At 43.0% G+C, this 19,933-nt stretch carries 18 protein-coding genes; all 18 read left to right on the plus strand.

Going from position 1 to position 19,933, the window contains the following annotated elements:
- The first annotated feature begins 37 nt into the window (after positions 1–37).
- The 18 genes from GPK49_RS08135 to GPK49_RS08220 all read left to right on the plus strand — a co-directional run bounded on the left by GPK49_RS08135 (position 38) and on the right by GPK49_RS08220 (position 19,898).
- Positions 38–1,291, plus strand: coding sequence for an erythromycin esterase family protein (locus GPK49_RS08135; protein ID WP_215677343.1), 1,254 nt, complete (start codon positions 38–40; stop codon positions 1,289–1,291).
- A 35-nt stretch (positions 1,292–1,326) separates the two neighbouring features.
- The gene (locus tag GPK49_RS08140; protein WP_215677345.1) at positions 1,327–1,755 is read left to right on the plus strand and encodes an N-acetyltransferase; all 429 of its coding nucleotides are present in this window, start codon (positions 1,327–1,329) and stop codon (positions 1,753–1,755) included.
- Positions 1,756–1,835: 80 nt separating this feature from the next.
- Positions 1,836–3,617: a hypothetical protein gene (locus GPK49_RS13175; protein WP_444876949.1), complete on the plus strand. Its 1,782-nt coding sequence runs from the start codon at positions 1,836–1,838 to the stop codon at positions 3,615–3,617.
- 1 nt (position 3,618) lies between these two features.
- The gene (locus tag GPK49_RS08150) at positions 3,619–5,142 is read left to right on the plus strand and encodes a lysozyme family protein (RefSeq protein ID WP_215677347.1); all 1,524 of its coding nucleotides are present in this window, start codon (positions 3,619–3,621) and stop codon (positions 5,140–5,142) included.
- A 168-nt stretch (positions 5,143–5,310) separates the two neighbouring features.
- On the plus strand, positions 5,311–6,651 hold the full coding sequence (locus tag GPK49_RS08155) for an ATP-binding protein (RefSeq protein WP_318283878.1): 1,341 nt from the start codon (positions 5,311–5,313) through the stop codon (positions 6,649–6,651).
- 98 nt (positions 6,652–6,749) lie between these two features.
- Positions 6,750–7,292 carry a hypothetical protein gene (locus tag GPK49_RS08160; RefSeq protein ID WP_215677349.1) on the plus strand — a complete coding sequence of 181 codons (543 nt, stop codon included), beginning with the start codon at positions 6,750–6,752 and terminating at the stop codon, positions 7,290–7,292.
- Entirely contained in the window at positions 7,268–8,104 is an 837-nt protein-coding gene (locus GPK49_RS08165) for a hypothetical protein (protein ID WP_215677351.1), read from the plus strand. Before GPK49_RS08160 ends, GPK49_RS08165 begins: the two co-directional genes overlap by 25 nt.
- Positions 8,105–8,199: 95 nt before the next feature.
- Positions 8,200–10,956, plus strand: a complete 2,757-nt coding sequence (locus tag GPK49_RS08170) for a TraG/VirB4 family ATPase (protein WP_215677352.1) — start codon at positions 8,200–8,202, stop codon at positions 10,954–10,956.
- Between the two features lie 14 nt (positions 10,957–10,970).
- Complete coding sequence (locus GPK49_RS08175) at positions 10,971–11,519, plus strand: DUF5697 family protein (protein ID WP_215677354.1); 549 nt, start codon at positions 10,971–10,973, stop codon at positions 11,517–11,519.
- The gene (locus tag GPK49_RS08180) at positions 11,476–12,114 is read left to right on the plus strand and encodes a DUF6100 family protein (protein WP_215677355.1); all 639 of its coding nucleotides are present in this window, start codon (positions 11,476–11,478) and stop codon (positions 12,112–12,114) included. The genes GPK49_RS08175 and GPK49_RS08180 overlap by 44 nt, the downstream gene beginning before the upstream one ends.
- A gap of 126 nt (positions 12,115–12,240) precedes the next feature.
- A complete protein-coding gene (locus GPK49_RS08185; RefSeq protein ID WP_215677358.1) occupies positions 12,241–13,338 on the plus strand; it encodes a hypothetical protein in 1,098 nt (365 codons plus the stop codon).
- A 31-nt stretch (positions 13,339–13,369) separates the two neighbouring features.
- Entirely contained in the window at positions 13,370–15,184 is a 1,815-nt protein-coding gene (locus tag GPK49_RS08190; protein ID WP_277119115.1) for a VirD4-like conjugal transfer protein, CD1115 family, read from the plus strand.
- Positions 15,185–15,199: 15 nt separating this feature from the next.
- Positions 15,200–16,129 (plus strand): S1 RNA-binding domain-containing protein, encoded by a 930-nt coding sequence (locus tag GPK49_RS08195; RefSeq protein WP_215677360.1) that lies wholly within the window; start codon positions 15,200–15,202, stop codon positions 16,127–16,129.
- A gap of 10 nt (positions 16,130–16,139) precedes the next feature.
- Positions 16,140–16,793: an SAF domain-containing protein gene (locus tag GPK49_RS08200; protein ID WP_215677362.1), complete on the plus strand. Its 654-nt coding sequence runs from the start codon at positions 16,140–16,142 to the stop codon at positions 16,791–16,793.
- An 11-nt stretch (positions 16,794–16,804) separates the two neighbouring features.
- Positions 16,805–17,521, plus strand: coding sequence for a hypothetical protein (locus tag GPK49_RS08205; protein WP_177968608.1), 717 nt, complete (start codon positions 16,805–16,807; stop codon positions 17,519–17,521).
- Positions 17,518–17,952: a hypothetical protein gene (locus GPK49_RS08210; RefSeq protein WP_177968609.1), complete on the plus strand. Its 435-nt coding sequence runs from the start codon at positions 17,518–17,520 to the stop codon at positions 17,950–17,952. Before GPK49_RS08205 ends, GPK49_RS08210 begins: the two co-directional genes overlap by 4 nt.
- A 4-nt stretch (positions 17,953–17,956) precedes the next feature.
- Positions 17,957–18,850, plus strand: coding sequence for a hypothetical protein (locus GPK49_RS08215; protein WP_177968610.1), 894 nt, complete (start codon positions 17,957–17,959; stop codon positions 18,848–18,850).
- A complete protein-coding gene (locus GPK49_RS08220) occupies positions 18,837–19,898 on the plus strand; it encodes a sortase (RefSeq protein ID WP_215677364.1) in 1,062 nt (353 codons plus the stop codon). The genes GPK49_RS08215 and GPK49_RS08220 overlap by 14 nt, the downstream gene beginning before the upstream one ends.
- The last annotated feature ends 35 nt before the right edge of the window (positions 19,899–19,933 follow it).

Raw genomic sequence — 19,933 nt, forward strand, 5'->3', positions numbered from 1 at the left:
TGTAAGACAACTGATTCATTATAAAGGGCTATCAGATATGAAGAATAAAAAGACAAGAAGATTTAAGATAAGATATATCGTTTTTGGATTATTAGGTGTTATGGCTTTAGCGGCACTTGTATTTATGCGTTTTGGAGGTTTTGGCACAGGAGAAAATGTGAATCCAGAAGAGTTTTTAGCTTATGCTGAACCCGTGGAAAATATAACCGTGCCTGAAAGTGCAAAAATAATTGCATTGGGAGAAGCTACTCACGGAAATGCAGAATTTCAGCAGTTGAAGCTGGAAGTGTTCAAGCAGCTGGTAAAAAAGAATGGTGTTAGGGCGTTTGCTCTTGAAGGTGACTACGGCGGATGCGAGCAGGTAAACCGATATATACACGGCGGTGAGGGGACAGCACAGGAAGCAGCCGCAGCGATTGGATTTTCCATTTATAGAACGGAAGAGATGGCAGAAATCATCTCTTATATGCGTCAGTACAATGAAAGTGCATTGGAAGGCGAAGACCTTCGCTTTTACGGTTTTGATATGCAGAGGATTTCTTACAGCATGAGGTTTTTGAAAGAATCCTGCAAAGAACTGGAAGTGGACACAACAAACTTGCAGAAACTTGTGGAAGGCGAAAACTGGAGCAGTGAATGCGATTTATTTACTCGAATTGAAACCCTTACACAAGTGAAGAAAGAATTGGAAAGCAAGAACGGTTCGGAAAATGCAATTCACTTTGTAGATATTTTAATGCAGCATTCCGAGCTTCAAACTCTGACAAATGATGATGGTGCTACATTAAGAGATCAATTTATGGCAGAAAATGTACAGTGGATTTTACAGCAGGAGCAGCGAAATGGGCATGAAAAAATCTTTGTGACAGGTCACAACAGCCATGTCGCAAAATGGGGCAGTTTTGACTCGATGGGTAAACTTCTTTCCAAGGACGCAGCAAACGGTTACTATGTCATTGGTACCGATTTTTATAAAACCCATTGCAATATGCCGACCCGTTCGCCTGAAAAGCGTACAATTCAGGTGTTTTATTCCCATGACCCTTTAGCAAAGGCGGCAAAACTGGCGGGATTTGATATTTGTTGGTTGGATTTTACTAAAGTCCCGGAAAATTCTGAACTGGGTAGGCAGGCTTCTGAATACACCTATATGGGAACACTTGGAGAAAGCTACTCAATCATTATGCGACTTCTTCCTCCAAGTTATCGAATGTTTCAACCTCCTGCGGAGCTTTATGATAGTATGATATTTGTAACGGATGCGAACCCTACAAAAATATTAGAAGAATAACGTATACAAAAATTCCGGTTTATAGAGGTAATGCAATGATAAGAAAACAAACAGAAAAAGATTTAACTGCCATTATGCAGATATGGCTTGAAACAAATACAAAAGCACATTCTTTTATCCCGGAGGAATACTGGCTAAGCAATTATGAAATGGTAAAATCCGGTTTACCGAAAGCAGAGGTATTTGTCTACGAGGATGATGCTACGAAAGAGATATATGGATTCATTGGCTTAATGGAGAATTATATCGCAGGGCTATTTGTTAAAGAGCCGATGCAGGCAAAGGGAATCGGAAGGCAGCTGATTACATATGCGAAGAGTCAGAAGGAAAAGCTGACCTTGGAGGTATATCAGAAAAATATGCGAGCGGTTCAGTTCTACTATAGAGAAGGCTTTTCGATAACGGATGAGGCCATTGATGAAAACACAGCGGAAGTAGCATATACGATGAGCTGGCAGAAATAAAAGAAAAAATAGAAATGAGCAATCTCCTTTCGTAAAAAATACGGAGGGGGATTTTTCTTTGCAAAAAAAGGAGGGATAACTTGGGCATACTTGACGGCATTGTGGAATGGATTGCAGAGCAAGTCATGAACATTCTGGATATGATCAATACCTCTGTTCTGGGGGCATTGGGCTGTGACATGGAAACCTTCCTCAGATACTTTCCGGCGGCGAAGACCTTTTACAGTATTATCGTAGCACTGGCGGTGGGCCTTTTGTTGTTGAACCTGATTTTTCAGTTATTCCGTAACTTTGGTATCATGCAAAGCGGAGAGGCAGAAAGCCCTGTTCGGCTAACAGCAAGAACCATGCTGTTTCTGTTTTTGGCTCTTTTTGCAAAGGATATATTGGATATTATTTTACAGATAGGCGGAACACCTTTTGGTTGGTTAATGACAGAGGAGCTTCCGCCGATCAATTTTGCAGACTTCAACTCTGTATTGCTGACCATTCTGGGAGTATCTCTGAATGGTTCGATTGCTCTGATTGCGCTGATATTGCTTGTGATGCTGGCATGGAATTATTTAAAGCTGTTATTTGAAGCAGCGGAACGATATGTACTGTTGGGTGTTCTGGTTTATACAGCACCGATGGCGTTTTCCATGGGCGGTTCTATGAACACCATCAATATTTTCCGTAGCTGGTGCAGGATGTTGGGCGGGCAGATTTTTATGATACTGATGAATGTTTGGTGTCTGCGAATTTTTACCTCAATGTTTGCGAATTTCATCGCTAATCCGTTGCAGTTGGAGAATGGGAATTTTTTGATTTGGTTTTTATGCGCCGTCGGTTTCTTGAAAATCTCGCAAAAGATTGATAACTTCATGCAGATGCTGGGCATCAATGTCGGCAGGACAGGCAGTGCGATGCTGGGTGAGGCTGTGATTGCTATGAAGGGTATCAGTGCAGCCGGGAAAACAATCAGCGGCGGTGGCAGCGGAGCAGCAGATAGTGGGAGTTATATGGCTTCCGGCAGTGAAACTATTTTGCAAGGCGGTTTGGCAGGTGCAGTCGGCAGGCAGTTTAATCAAAATGCTATCCGTAATATTACAGGCAAAAGTGATAGTATAGCCTCGAATATTGCCCGTTCGGTATATAACTCCTCCATCCGAAATGGCGGCGGTTTTTCTGCCAATGTGATTAGCCAAGTGGCAAACGGCGATATATCCCGAATCGGCTCCATAAAAGGAGATGATGCTGTAAGGGCATTTCAGTCATACATGGGTATTGATCAGATAAATAGCCGAAAGGAAAGTGCGACAGCGGGCATGGAAGAAGCCCCTTCGCCTGCAATGGAACATATTTTTGAAAATCAGAATACATATTCCGATAGTTCTTACGAAGGGATGCAGACATCCATGGAACAGGTATTGGCTGAGTATCAGCAGAACATTGGTATGGAGCCCCTTTCTGTAGGAACAAAACTGTCTGATGATTCGCATTCCCCCTTTTTGTCGGATCATCAGACAATCCCTTTAGCAAACAGAGGAGTGGAACAGGCGGAGTGTTTTACGCCATCGGTGGATTCCTCTGCACAGTATTCACATATAGAGATTGGCGGTGGTCGTATTATGGGAACAGAAACATCGAAAGAGTTGGGCGGTAGTCTCAAATTTGCTATGTATTCCACAGATAAATATATGCCGCCGACACAAGGGGATTATAAAACGGTCACAGCAGTAGATGGTTCCAAATGGTATCATCAGTATGCACAGCCGACAGTCGTAAAGGAGCCGTTTATGAAAGAAAACGGCGAAATTCAGTATAAAGAGCATATAGAAAATAAGCTTCCGGATGCGCCGAAGAGAAAGGATAGAATCTAAAATGAACAATGATATGCAAAGGGCGATAAAAGCAGCGGCAATACTCCGCTATGGTATGTCAGGCCCGATTGCTGCTATGGATATGGCGTGGCAGCAAAGGCATAGCATTGCGAAAATCGGTCTAAGTCTCGGCTTTTTATTTTTACTTCCGGTGCTGTTTTTATGTTTGCTGCCGTCTTTTGTATTCGGCGGTTTTCAGATGACAGATGTATGGAACGATAACGCTGTTCTCTTACAGAATATACAGCGATATCAGACAGCTGTGTGGTCTGCGATAGATGAAGCTCACGATGCTTTGCTGCGGGAAATAGAAAGCATAGCAGAAGATGATGAGGAAATCACAATTATTGATGAATTTCATTACAGTTCTGTCAATGCAACCTTGATTTTATGCCAGTATTCTGCGGCAAAAGGGACAGATAAAATCAATACAAAGGAAATCAGAGGATTGATAAAAGCTCATAGGGATGCTCTGTTTTCTTATCAAAAAACCTCCGGTCATACATATCGTATTTATTATATCGGGGATGCTTATTTCGCAGACTACGTTTTTAAACTGACAGAGCAACAGAAAAAATTAGCGGAGCTATATGCCGCTAATTTAGAATTGTTTTTATATGGCAGCCAGTTTGGCAGCGTATCGGCACAGGTCAGTGAGGATGTTTTAAAATACGGAACTCTCGTAAAAAAGTGTGCTGAAAAATATGGTATTTCAAATTTTACTGATGTAATCAATGCAGTAATGATGGCAGAAAGCGGCGGACGCGGCACTGATGTAATGCAGGCAAGCGAATGTCCCTATAATCAGAAATACCCGAAAAAACCGAATGGTATCAAAAATACAGAGTATTCCATAGAGGTGGGGGTGCATTATCTGGCAGACTGCCTGAAGGGGGCAGGCTGTACTGCACCCAATCAGACGGAGAAACTGAGTCTGGCCCTACAGGGATATAATTATGGCAACGGCTATATTTCATGGGCAATACAGAAATATGGCGGATATACAGAAGCCAATGCACAGGAGTTCTCCAAAATCATGCAAAGGAAGCTGGGCTGGAGCAGATATGGCAACCCGAAATATGTCAGTGCGGTATATAGATATCTTGTCTTTTCGAGTAACGGGAAATGGGGCTCTCCATTTGTAGGAAAGGATTGGAATAGTAGAGTTTCCTCTGATTTTGGCTGGAGAACAGATCCATTGAACGGAAAGAAAGCCTTCCATGAAGGACTGGATATTGCATATCCCACAGGAACCAAAATCCATGCGGTATCCGGTGGTGTGGTTACTTCGGTAGTCTATTCTAAAACGGGGTATGGTCATCATGTGAGAGTGGACTGCGGGAACGGGGTTACGGTGCTGTATGCGCATTGCAGCAAAATCCTTGTAACGAAAGGACAAAGCATTTCAACAGGACAGCCCATTGCTGAGGTCGGTGCAACGGGGCGTGTGACAGGAGCACACCTGCACCTGGGGGTGCTGGTAAATGGAAAAGAGGTGAACCCGAGGGAGTATATCGGAGGATAACAGAGTAAATCATATGCGAACATCAGAAAAACTATCTTATTTTGTGCAAATATCAAATAAACTCGCTAAGAAAATGTGAAAACAAAAGAAAAAGTCGATATTATTTTGTGGAAAAGATTGATGAAAGTTTTTTTTCGGTATATAATAATATCAAAGGAGGATACTGATATGATTTATCTAAAAAGAAAAATTGATGATTTTTTAGTGTCATGGAAAGAAAATCCGGATAGAAAACCTCTGATTGTAAAAGGCCCCCGTCAGGTCGGAAAAACAGAATCGATAAATCGATTTGGGAATCAATCTTATTCCAGTGTGATTTATATTAACTTTGTAGAAGAGCCTAAGTATAAGATGATTACAGGGGATAGCTATAAAGCAGCTGATATTATTAAGAATATATCCAGAATAGATCCGTCTAAGAAATTTATAGAAGGAGAAACTCTGATATTTTTTGATGAATTACAGGAATTTCCGGAGATTGCCACAGCATTGAAGTTTTTTAAGATAGACGGTAGATTCGATGTTATTTGCAGTGGCTCCATGTTGGGAATCAATTATAGAAAGATTGAGAGCAACAGTGTTGGCTATAAGACTGACTACGAAATGTTTTCCATGGATTTTGAAGAATTTTTATGGGCAAAGGGATATGATAATTCCTTTGTTGAGGATATGTTGGAGCATATGAAAACGCTTACCCCCTTCAGTGAATTGGAAATGACTGTTTGCATGGAAATGTTTCTTGATTATTGTATTCTCGGAGGAATGCCGGCTGTTGTGCGAGAATATATCGAAAAAGGAAATTTTGAAGGTTCTATTGAAGTGCAGCAGCAGTTGCTTGCAGACTATAAAGAAGATATCCGAAAATATGCGGAGGGTATGGATCAGACCAGAATATTAAATGTATATAATCATATTCCGGTTCAATTGGCGAAGGATAATAAAAAATTCCAGATCTCCAAGGTTGCATCAGGCGCACGTTTCCGCGATTATCGTGGTTGTATAGAATGGCTGGATGATGCCGGAATGGTTAATGTCTGTTATTGCCTGAATTTCCCGGAATTACCATTGAAAGGAAATTATGACGAAACAAAGTATAAGATATATTTTGCCGACAGCGGTTTATTGGTTGCGATGCTTGACGAAGAAGCACAGGAGGATTTAAGGGCAAATAAAAATCTGGGTGTATATAAAGGCGCTCTTTATGAAAATGTTGTTGGTGAAGCGCTTGTTAAAGCAGGATATCGGTTATATTACTACAGAAGAGAGGATTCCACTTTGGAACAGGATTTCTTTGTGAGAACTGCGGATAGCTTAATTCCGATTGAGGTAAAAGCAAAAAACGGTACTGCAAAGTCGCTGAGAACACTGATTCGTAGTGAAAAGTATCCTGATATTCATTGTGGCATTAAGTTTATAAGCGGAAATATCGGGTATAGCGATGATGTTTATACATTTCCATATTTTTGTGTATTCCTCTTAAAAAGATATCTGGGGAGTCAGTCTGTATAAAAAGCAAACAAAAATGTCAATCTCTGCTAAATGCAATAAACATATAAATTATAGCATATTCGTGACGAATATGCTATAATTTATATGAGGTGATTCTTATGGAAACAAGAGAACTAAAAATCAGTGCGAATGCATCTGGCGGTACTGCGGCGGCAGGAGCAAAAACATACCGAATAACATTACCGTCCAGCTGGGTGAAAAAATTGGATTTAGATCATGCGGATGCGAAGGCAGAGGTTGTGTTCGACGGTACAAGCATTATCATTCGTCCAAAGGCGGCAGAGGATATTCTTTTATTTCAATCGCAGGCACTCAAAGCGGGACATGAGGTTGTGCGCTATGAATATTTTGATCAAAAAAACCTTTGCAGTACCATTCTCTGTGATTTTACGGAGAAAATACTGCGGGTAAAAAATCATACGGATCAGATTTTAAAAACTGCTTTCGGGCGACAGGAACGACCAACATGGGATGATTTCATTGAATTTCTGGAGGAAAGATGCGTTCCGAAAAGCAGGGAAAATATCAATATTCTTCTGAAAGAAATGGGCTTGACGGAATATGACCCGATCCAGATTGTAGAGAAAACACAGGGAAGAATGGCGGAGGATGCACAATGGCTGAAAATAACAAGGCTATAAAACTTTATACAGGAGATGTTGTTGCTGCCACTTCCTCGAAGGGCAATCAGGAAAAATGGTATGATGCGGCGACAGACTGCTGGTATAAGCTGGATCGCACTGGCTTCGAGGCATTAGCAGAGACAGTCACAAGTGGGCTTTTGCAGAGATACAGCAATATTGAAACAGAATTGGGATATAGAATTGTAGCGTATCGCATTGACTCTGTAGAGGTTCACAGAAATACCAGAAGGGCAAGCGTCAGCTTTAACTTTTTGAGGGAAGGACAGAGCATCCAGACAGCGTATCATATTTTAAAGCGTGCCCTTGGCTCTGACTATCAGAAAATCCTCGCGGCAGAAAAAACGATTCCGGGCAGATTGAAAAAAATCGTTGATACAATAGAGGACATCAGTGGTTTGGAGCATTTTGGGGCATACCTGACCTTGCTGTTTGAGGTAGATGCACTGATTGCAAATGAGGACAGGCATTTAAACAATATTGCAATTCTTGAGGAAAACGGTAAATATCACTATTGTCCGTTATTTGATAACGGGGAAGGGCTGATGCTGGACAATGTAAAATACCCATTTGATGTAGAAACAAGGGGATTGATGAAGCATTTACGGGCGAAACCGTTTCAGTGCAGGTTTGGCACAATTCTTTCCGCAGCAAGAGATTTATATGGCGCACAGCTTAAAATTGTATGCAGTGCGGCAGAGGTTTCGGAGATTGCAGAGAAATATCTGGACTGGTATCAGCCGATGTTCAGACCATTCCTGAAAGAGCGGATTTTAGATGTTGTGCTGTTGCAGATGAAGAAATATTTTTGATAAGGAGAGTGAGAATCATAGCCAAAAATAAAGAGGAGCGAGACATTTTCCTAATCCCGCCAAACTTCCTTAATGAAGGCTCGTTGTTTGGTGGGATGCTAAAGCTAAGAAATACATTAGAGGCTGTTATTTTGGTAGCCGGGATTACAATCCCGATACTGAAAATAACAGTCTTTTCTTTTACCACAAAAACGATACTTCTGTGTCTGACAGCGCTACCGATCTGCATTTTTGCGTTAATCGGCGTTGGTGGGGAAAGCCTGACAGCTTTTCTTATGAACTTCTTCCGTTTCCTGCGGAACAGGAAAATGCAGTATCGTTTGGATGCCATGCCGGAGCAGGAGAAAAGTAGGTGGTCTCTCTGGCAATCCGAGGGAGAATGGCCGGAGGAATACGGAGAGGAGGAAAAGCTGAAGAAAAGCAGAAAAACAGCAAAAGGAAAAGCGAATGAGCCGTTTCCTGTAGAAAAGATAGAAAACGGTATCTGCTATCTCAGAGATAAGCGTTATATCAAAATTATAGAGGTAGAACCCATCAACTTCCTGCTACGTTCTGCGAGAGAACAGCGTAATATCATCTATTCTTACATGTCCTATTTAAAAATCAGTCCTGTACGGATGCAGATTAAGGTTGTTTCCAAGAAGGCTGATATATCAAATCATCTGGATAAGATACAGGAGGCAATCCGGTGGGAACAGGATGAGCGGTGTAAGGTGTTATTGATGGATTATTATAACCTGATTCGTCGGATCGGGCTGAAAGAAGCCGTGACACGGCGTTTTTTTATTGTCTTTACGTATGAACCGATTCCCGGCAGCAGTAAGAAGAATGAGGAAAAGGATGCTGTGAATCAGCTGGAGATTGCGGAGCGCACTGCAAGAACCTATCTTATGCAGTGTGGCAATAACGTAGTGGAGCATGAAAATGCGGACAGCTTTATGGCGGAGGTTTTATATATGCTGCTGAATCGCAAAACAAGTACAGAAACACCATTCTCTGCGCGCGCTGCGGCGGAGGTCGAAAAGTATATCGCAGAAGGGGATGCCAACGCCATTCCAATTTCTGCTTTTCTTTTGCCGGAGCAAATGGATTTCGGTAAAGCGGCATATTGCAGGATTGACGGTCTGTACTATTCCTATTTCATGATTCCGTCTACAGGGTATAAAACACAGGTAACCGCAGGCTGGCTGTCGCTGTTGGTGAATGCAGGGGAAGGGATAGATGTAGATCTCTTCCTCAGCAAGGAGCCGAAGGAAAAGATACAGTTTCAATTAGGCAGACAAATCCGTATCAATCGTTCAAAAATGAAGGAAACATCAGATACCAATACGGATTTTGATGACATCGACAGTGCGGTACGAGCAGGCTATTATCTGAAGGACGGTCTGGCAAATAATCAGGATTTCTACTATATCAATACTTTGATTACAATTACCGCAGATAGTCGGGAGGAACTGGAATGGCGTACCAATGAAATGAAAAAGCTGATGCTGTCGCAGGATCTTATTCTGAAACCATGCTATTTCAGACAGGATTTGGCATTTCAGTCCGTACTGCCATTGAATCAGCTGCATAAGAGTCTGTACGAATTATCAAAACGCAATGCCTTAACAACAGGGGCAGCAAGCTGTTATCCGTATGTCAGTTTTGAAATGAGTGACGATAACGGCATTTTGCTGGGGGTAAATAAGTACAATAACTCCTTGATTATTGTGGATATTTTTAATTCCAGAATATATAAGAACGCAAACATGGTTCTACTTGGCACATCCGGTGCAGGTAAAACCTTCACCATGCAGCTGATGGCACTGAGACTTCGAGAAAAGAATATTCAGACCTTTATTCTGGCACCATTGAAGGGGCATGAATTTCGCAGAGCCTGCCATAACATCGGTGGAGAGTTTATACAGATTTCTCCGGCATCGAAAAACTGCATCAATATCATGGAAATCCGAAAGAATGATAAAACTGCGGAGGATGTGATAGACGGCGAAAGAGCGGAGCGTTCCGAGCTATCGGCAAAAATCCAGCGGCTGCATATTTTCTTTTCCCTGCTGATTCCAGATATGACACATGAGGAACGACAGCTATTGGATGAAGCGTTGATCCAGACCTATGCAGGAAAAGGCATTACCCATCAGAATGAATCGCTGTATGACGAAACGGGAAGCTATAAAGCAATGCCTGTTTTAGGTGATTTATATGACTTTCTGAAGAAAAACACAGAGACCAGACGCATGGCGAATATCCTGAATCGACTGGTGCATGGTTCTGCAAGTACATTTAATCAGCAGACCAATGTACGGTTAGATAATAAATATATCGTTCTCGATATCTCAGAGCTAACCGGAGATTTATTGACGGTTGGGATGTTTCTTGCTCTGGACTATGTCTGGGATAAGGCGAAGGAAGACAGAACACAGGAGAAAGCAATTTTTATTGATGAGGTCTGGCAGTTGATTGGAGCATCCAGCAACCGCTTGGCTGCGGAGTTTGTTCTGGAGATTTTCAAAATTATCCGAGGCTATGGCGGTGCTGCAATCTGTGCCACACAGGACATCAATGACTTCCTTTCTTTGGATGATGGGAAGTACGGAAAAGGCATTATCAATAACAGTAAGACAAAGATTGTGCTGAATTTAGAGGATGAGGAGGCGCAAAGGGTACAGCATATTTTGAATTTAAGTGATACAGAGATTATGAATATCACGCATTTTGCACGTGGGAACGGTCTGATTCTGACCAATAACAATACAGTGACGGTAGAATTTAAAGCATCCGGATTGGAAACGGAAATGATTACAACAGACCGCAAACAGCTGCGCGAGATGATACGAAGGAAACAGGAGTAGAAAGGAGGCATTGCATGATTTGCTTACAGAGCGGTGGAGCGATTGAAGGGAAAATCGTGGAGCTGATTGGTGAATATGGAGCATTACGGGTGGAGCAGCTGCAAAGATATTTTTCTATAGAAGATACGCAGATGGAAAAAATAATACGGAAACTGGTGAAGAAGGGCAGGCTTGTATCTGACAAAGAGAACGGTTACATAAAAGCATCTGAACAGAAAGCATATGACGAAGGTCTGGCACAGTGCTTCTGGGTTGTACTTGATTTAAAGGAGAATATTGAATTTCACGCCGTCGGGAGGTATCCGTTATTGATTGCGGTATACGCAGATGGTGAGGCGTATGAAATCTATTCCTGTAAAAAGGGTGATGAAATGTTTTTATGCCATGTGATAGAGCGATTACAGGAGAAAGTACAGGGAAAGGTGCTGATTGTGCTGGAGGATACGGAGCAGATTGGTAAGCTGCAAGGGATAAATTGCATTTTCTGTACTGTAAGCAGAGAGGGAGAGGTGAGGTATTATGAATCGTCTGCTGTTTCGACAGAAACTGAATCACCTGCGTGAGGATGCACTGCGGTTTCAGAATACGCTTTGTGCCTATGAAACAACAGATGCAGTCAGATACCCGGAAAATTTTGAAAAGCTTGGTCTGGATATGGCTAGACAGGCAGAAAGTATTGCGTGCAATACAAGAAATATCGTAAGCATTTTTCAGATGAATGGCAGGGAACAGGTACAAAGCTGTGCCGCAGAGGCACAGGGGATTACAGTTAAGGAGCAGTCCTATGGCTACGAAGTGATTCTGCCGCATTTGATGCCAAAACGAAATCATCGGAATCATACCGTATTTCTTCTGGAGCCGCTAACCTACGCCTTAAAGGAATTTACTGCGGTGCATCCAATCTGCCGTTTGGAGTATGCTCTGATCTGGTTTATTTATGAGTATACAGAAGATACGCCCATCCATTGCATCAGAGATTACGATAATATCGAGACGAAGGAAGTATTGGATATTATTAACAGCTTTTTTCTTCTGGACGATGGCGGCGCATTTTGTGAACTGCACTACAGCACAAGGCGTGGAAACAGAAACGGCACCAGAGTAATAATAAGCTCGGATATAGGTCTGGTTTCGTGTCAGAAAATAAACGGTAATTGACATAGGTTTTTCGGATATGTCGAAAAATAGAGATTTTCTCATGAAGTTCCATATTTTCAAAGAAAGGAGTAGGTAGGTTTTTGGCATAGTTTAGGAGCTTATGTTGAGAATGGTATCGGAAAGGAGGTGAGGACAATTCTTACAAAGGATTCGCAGGCTTATCGGGTATTGGCATTGGTCGCATTATCCGGTGAATGTGCAGAGGAGGCATTGACGCTTTTGCTGCCGCAGGAAAGCTATCGGCAAAAGGTGCTGCAGCGGTTGTTGGAGGAAAGGCTGTTATCCAAGTATCAGAAGGATGGCGTAAAGGGTTATCGTCTGATGCGAAAGGGGAAAGAAACCCTACTACAGTTAGAGTGGGAACGGTTTTCTTTTTATCTGGCAGACGGTGCAGATTTTTCCATGCGCAGGGCAGGCTTAACACAAAGACAACGGCAGCACTGCATTTCGGAAATACTGGCGATTATGGAACGTGCAGAGATTCTGATGGATCGCAGTAAAAAACAACCAATCTTTGAAAATATCCTGATGCAGTCAGGCGAGCTTTCGCAGGATGCTTTTTTTCATCCAAAGGAGGTAAAGGCGCAAGCAGATTTCACAAGGAAAATCATCAGCTCCAAAATGACAGGTGTTTTGCTTTCGCAGGCAGAAGTATGGCTTTGCTATAACATGCAGGCGGCAGTATCCAAGTGGTTTGAAACGGTGGAAAACAGAGCCGATATTCTGATACAGTCGATACTGCGCTCAAAGCAGCTTTGCTTTAACGGTACAAATGCACTGTTATTTGGCAGAGGAATGCAGCAGGCAGTACAATGCTTAGAGGATGCAAAAATGCGGGTGACTATCTTAAATGCACCATTTCAACGATTCTGTTTTATACCATTGGATGAGAATGGGATTCTTCTGTTGAAGCTCATATATGATGCAGAAGCTCATCAAAGCCTGTTGGCTGTTTTGGCGGAGGACTTACAGCAGAAGGAAGAGCAGCCGTTTATCATACAGGATGGCTATAACCAGAATGGACAACCGACCTTGATTTGTGTTGATTGTGATTTGAAACGATTGATACAGTTTCAGACACAGCTTTCATATCTCGGTGTGCAGGGAGAGGTAATCTGTTTTGATTTTCAGAAGGAGGCGATAGAGAAGTATTGTGGAGAACAAACAAAGATTTCGACGGTTAATCTGGAAACCGTCAGAAAAAACTTCCTCGCAGATAAATAAGCGCAGTATGAAGATGTTCGGATACGTCTGTATGGCGATATTTCCTGTTTTTTATGCAGGTGGCTACCTGACACAGTTGATAGAGAATTATAGCATCTGGCAGAAGGCAGGGCATATCCCGGGAGACGGAACTGCACCGTCCTTGCCCCAAAAGGGAGTATCTGTATGTCTCAGCGCAGCATTTTCCCTGATGGGGCTAAAGGTGCTGTTTTTCCTTGGATTAGCGATTTCTGTTATCGTTCTTTTTGCAGTGTTTATCGGAAAGGGCGAAAAAGGTGATTATGATACGGAGCGGAAATTCCATTACTCCGAAAAAGGTAGTTATGGTACAGCACGATTTATGGATAAACGAAGGATGAAGGAGCTGTTGGATGTTACCGGTATCCAGAAAACAGAGGGAACGATATTGGGAACCGTAGACGGTGCGGTTGTCAGTATCCCTGTTGCAAGTAGGATGAATCGTAATATCGCTGTTTTTGGTGCATCGGGCAGTATGAAATCCAGAGCTTTTGTCAGAAATATGATTTTCCAAAGTGTAAAAAGAGGGGAAAGTCTGATTCTGACCGATCCGAAATCCGAGCTGTATGAGGATATGTCGGTGTATCTGAAGGAGCAGGGCTATATCGTTCGGGTTTTTAATCTGGTACAGCCGGAGCATAGCGACCGTTGGAACTGCATCAATGAGGTTTCACACGATCAGATGATGGCACAGATCTGTGCGGATGTGATTATCAAAAATACAGGCGGTGGAAAAACGGATCATTTCTGGGATTCCTCGGAGCTGAATCTGCTAAAGGCACTGATTTTATATGTTGACTATGAAAAGACACCTGCTGAGCGGAACATGGGCGCAGTATATCGGATGCTATCCGATTTGACAGAGAATGAATTAAATCAGCGTTTTGAGATGCTGCCAAGCGGGCATCCGGCAAAAGCACCCTACCATATTTTTCAGCAGGCAGGAGATAAGGTGAGAGGTGGTGTAATTATCGGTCTGGGTGCAAGGCTACAGGTGTTCCAGAATGCGTCTATCTGCGATATTACGGCACAGGATGAATTTGACCTCAGCAGACCGGGACGGGAAAAATGCGCGTTCTTCTGTATCAGCAGCGATCAGGATAGTACCTTTGACTTCCTTTCTTCGCTGTTTTTTTCGTTCCTGTTTATTAAGCTGGTGCGTTATGCCGATGCAGAGGGGGTAGACGGAAAGCTGCCGATTGGTGTGAATTTCGTTTTGGATGAATTCCCGAACCTTGGCGTTATCAATGACTTTAAAAAGAAAATTTCAACGGTACGCAGCAGAAATATCGGGATTTCTGTTATTTTCCAGAACATAGCACAGCTGAAGAACCGTTATCCCAATGATGAATACCTGGAGATTCTGGGGAATTGTGATACGCAGATAGCGCTGGGCTGTACGGATGAAGTAACTGCACGTTTTATCTCCAATCGTACCGGCGAGGTAACGATTGATGTAAATAGCCAATCAAAGCAGCTGCATGCCATGCGGATGACGGATTATACACCGGAATACAGAGAGACCAACTCTGTTGGCCGCAGAAAACTGATGACAGCGGATGAGGTGCTGCGGATGCCGCTGGATGAGGCATTGATTATACTACGCGGACAGAATGTATTTAAAGTGAAAAAATTCGATTATACCAGGCATCCGGAAAGCCGAAAGCTGAAAAAGTGTAAGGCGGCTGCCTATATCCCGGACTGGAGAAAGGAAAAAGAAGACGATTCTATTGTGCAGTCTGTGGAAGATACAATACAGGAGAAAAAAGAGGAAAAACCAAAGAGCAGAACAGTACAGATTTCCAAGAAAGAACTGATGAGTAAATAAAGGAGGAAAATAAGTATGGCAAATGAAGCAGAAAAAACATTACATGAAATGCAGCAGGTACTTACAATCGATGCAAATGGAGTATACGAAACAGAGGAGGATAAAGCGGAGCTCCTCTGGCATGAGCTGCAGAACGCATACCGCAGTAAACGGATACTGTCCGGTGTATTAAGCGGTGTAGAGGAGACAAGCAGTGGCAGTATCGCAGTGGTTTATTATAAAGGACAGCGTATGATTATCCCTGTCAGTGAGATGGAGCTGAATCTTTCCGAACAGAACGGCTATGGAGAAATGAAGGGCCGTCAGGTTCGTATTTTAAATAACATGGTTGGCTGCGAGATTGATTTTATCCTAATAGCACTGGATGATACTGCACGCAGTGTTGTGGCAAGCCGCAGACTGGCAATGCTTGCAAAACGCAGGAAGTTCTATTTCCCGAATGAAAACGGCAACGCCCAGATTACCGAAGGCAGAGTTGTGCAGGCGCGTGTTATCGCAGTAGCGGAAAAGGTAGTGCGTCTGGAGGTATTTGGCGCAGAGTGCGCAGTTCCTGCCAGAGATATTGCATGGGAATGGGTCGGCGATGCAAGGGAGAAGTATCATGTAGGTGACAGAGTGATGGCGGTAGTTACATCCGTAGAATCGGATGCAGAGACAATGAATGTAAAAATCACTGCCGATATGAAACGTCTTATGAAAAATGAAGTACTGGAAAAACTGAAGGAATGTAAGGTACAGGGACGGTATTCCGGCAGGATTACGGATATTCATAAGGGTGTGATTTTTGTAAGGCTGTCTAATGGGGTGAATGCCATTGCACATAGCTGCAACGATTACAGATTGCCAGGTAAAAATGATGACATCAGCTTTGTTGTGAATCGTCTGGATCAGGAAAACGGCGTTGCGGTGGGGATTATTACAAGAATCATCCGTCAGAATATCTGAGGTGTACCGTATGAAAAGCAGACTATACGATGCCATAAGCTGCTTTCTCCTTGCAGTCATTTTGCTTTTTCTTGCAGTCCCGTTATTTACCCATCGGCTTTATCCGAAACAGCAGGCAATCCGTGTGCTGCATACCATGGAAAAGGGCGAACAGCTGACAGATAAGGACATAGAACCGATTACGGTCGGCGCATTGCATCTATCGGAAGGGATTGCACTGACAGAAGAGGATGTGATTGGCAGATATGCGGCGGTGGATCTGGTTGCGGAGGACATTCTCTTTTTATCCAAGCTGTCGCAGCTTCCGTTAGAAGGTGATCTGCCGAAGGATATTCTGCCGGAGGAAAATACCGCACAGCTGATGACACTAAGGATGATTGAAGGCAGTGAATACCCAGTCCCCGAAACAGGCGATGTGATAAAGATAAATCTGTTTGATAAGAAATGGAAGGACATCCCCGAGCTGCAATTTGTCAGAATCTTGTCTGTTGTGCCGCCGAAAAAAGCGGAAGATACCGTAGCAGTAACAGTAGCATTGAACGAAAAACAGCAGCAGTATGTAAAACGGCAGAAGAAAACAGTATTCTATGCATCGGTTATTGTGCGGAGCAATGAAGAACTGGCAGAAAAGCTATTGGCGGAGCAGGAATCATTTTTTGAGTAGGGGGCGAATCTATGGCAAAGCATATCCTGATTATTGGCAGTCCGGGCAGTGGGAAAAGTGTATTCAGCGCAGCACTGGCAAGTGCAGCGAGCAAACGAAAAAAACAGACATTACTGATTAGCGGAGACAGCAGAATTTCGATGCTGTCATTTTTTTGCGGAAATACGGATGCAGACGGACTGGGAACGCTTTATGCAGGAGAGATTACATCGCAGCGTACCGCGGATGCAATCAAAATTCTGCGTGAATTTCCGAATATCGGTGCAATGGGCTTTCAACTGCATGAACGGGAAAGACAGGAAGGAACCACAGCACAGATACAGCAGCTATATACCGTTGTGGATGGTATGGCTGAGGTGGTAATCTGGGATGGAACCTCTGACTGGACGGATGCTTTTCAGATTGTAATGACAGCAAAAGCGGAGGTTACGGCGTGTTTGTTAACTGCGGATGTAAAGGGACTGCTTTATTTCAAACAGTATCAGGACAAAATCCGACGGCTAACGCATTGTCTGCTGTTGGAAGGACTTAGTAAACCATATTCCCTGCATGAGGAAATGGATGTAACCATTGGCGGCTTTGATGGAATCCTGCCCTTTGGCAGAGAGATTGAGCGTTATGTTATGGAAGGGAATTTATTCTCCATCCTTACATGCTGCCATGCACGATACTGTGAAACAGTGGAGCATACCTTGGATGATTTACTGGAAGGGAGAATGGAAAAATGACGGCAAAAAAGAGATTTCGCAGGAAACAGAAAAAATGGAAGGCTTGGGGAGCAGCAATAGCAGCAGAGGAGATACTGATGGATCAGGAGGCGAACGTTTTATTCCCCGGGATGTGTGATAAGCTGAAAAAGGCAATGGCTATCAGACCGGAATATGATATCACAAAAGAAATCATAACAGAGCAGTATCAATCCGATCAGCAGAAAAGACGGTATGCACCAAAGCTGCAGCAGGCAGCTGTCATGCTTTTTGCTGATTTTTTTATTTTCATCGGTTTGCTGCTGCTTTTTTATATCTGCGGACAATATTTTGATGTACTCTGGTTTACCGGTTCCGTAGTAATGGCCTGTGGCATCAGCAGCATATTATTCTTTCTGTTCTGCGAGTGGCTTGTTTTTTATCTGTATCGGATATTTGAAAAGGAGGATTGAGGATGTGAAAGGTTATCGAATAGCAGCAATGGCTGTGATAGGCGTATTATGCTGTAACACAATGGCATTTGCCGCACCAAAGCCATTAGAGGAAGCCTATGAAAAAAACGGAAATTCCTATATTAAGAAAACGTATGTCATCAATAATACGGAAGAAATTTTTGATACCATGGATACAACCTTTGAACTGAATGGACTGGTGTATCATCAGATTGATATTTCCAGTAAGCCGGTGGTAGAGGTATTGACGAAAGATGTGAAGCAGACAGAGGAAACAACAGTAGCATCCCGGAATGATGCGGCTGTATTGAAAAAGCTGGGTGCAACCAAGCAATACACCGATGAGGAAGGCTATCAGGCTACGTTGAAGGCGGAGAAGGGAAGTATCAACTATACGGTTTCCGGCTACACCACAAAGAACCAGACGAAGCATGGCAGCAGAACATATTATAATCTGTCTTCCATGGATTTCAGCCAGATTCCAAAAAGCATCTGGGAGGGCGGTGTATATCTGACTCTGATGGATGTGAAATGGATTGGAGATAATAACCTTGCCAGTGGCGATACTGCGGTAGGGAATACCTATGCCGCAGTAGGCTATTATACCGGCACCTATTCTGTGAAAATCCCATCCGGTTATCGCGCATCTGTACTTTATAAGGGTACTGCAAAGAAGGAAATTTCCGAGCAGACGGCATATACCATTACCTATCTCGGAGAAGAGTCGATGCCACAGCAGGAGGAGAAACTGCCGTTAGGCTTCATCATTGGCGGTATTGGACTTGCATTGGCGGCGATTGGAACGGGTATCTATCTGTTCCTTCGCGATAAACGAAACAGTTTGGAGGAAGAAACAGAAGAATCAGAACAGGAGGAAACGAAGGATGCGGATGTATAAGAAAATTTCTATTGGCTTGATTCTGTGTGCCGTATTACTGCCTAATATTGCATCAGCTGCGGCTTATTCGGATATTGCAGGGCATTTGGATGAAAAATATGTAGTTGGCTATAGTGACCTTGGATTGGTCAACGGCTATCCCGATGGCACCTTTCGACCGGATGTGACACTTACCAGAGCGGAGGCAACTGTATTATTCGGAAAGCTTAATCTGCCTGCCATTAATGGAAAGCAGACGGACTTTCGGGATATAGCAAAGACTGATTGGTTTTATAATTCGGTGGATGCTGCGGTCAAAAGCGGATTGGTCAGTGGTTATGAGGATCATACCTTTCGACCGCAGAAAACAATCACACGCTTTGAGGCTATTTTTATGGTATCGAAATTGGTGAAAAGTGAAAAACAGAACACAGTACAGCTGCCTTATGGGGATAGGGATAACATCCCTTCCTGGGTGAACAGTGCAGTCAGAAATCTATATGCAGCAGGTGTGATTGATACCTATAGCGGAAACCGGATTGTAGGGAATACCCCGGTAACCAGAAGTGAAATGATTAAAATGCTGTATAAGGTACTGGAAAGCTATCAGTTTCAGCTGACAGGCTTATCACAGGCAGTGAAAAGCACAGGAACAACAGGAGCAACTGCGGTTCAGTTGCCACATGATATTCTGGGGTATCTGACGATTGAGCGAATCGGGATTAAAAAATACCCAGTAAAGGACGGAGCAGATCTGGCGACAATTAAAACAGCAATCGGGCATTTTGCAGAATCCGCCTTATGGGATGGGAATGTTGCTTTCTGCGCCCATAACAGGGATTATAAATATGATTTTAGAAACCTGAAAAATATCAAAAAAGGGGATAAGGTCATTTATGAAACACGCTTTGGCACCAGAACCTATACAGTTTCTGTCATAAAGGCAATCAATGAAACAGATTGGACAGATATTACAACGAGCGATGAAAGAAATAAGCTGACAATGGTAACCTGTATCGAAAATGAGCCGACCAAACGACTGTTGGTGCAGGCGGTGCAGCAGCAGTAAATTTATTTTTTTCAGTCTTTTTTTGAAAAAATTCT

Origin of the sequence: Clostridium sp. MCC345 (assembly GCF_018785345.1) — a bacterium.
GTDB classification, from domain to species: Bacteria; Bacillota; Clostridia; order Lachnospirales; family Anaerotignaceae; genus Anaerotignum_A; species Anaerotignum_A faecicola.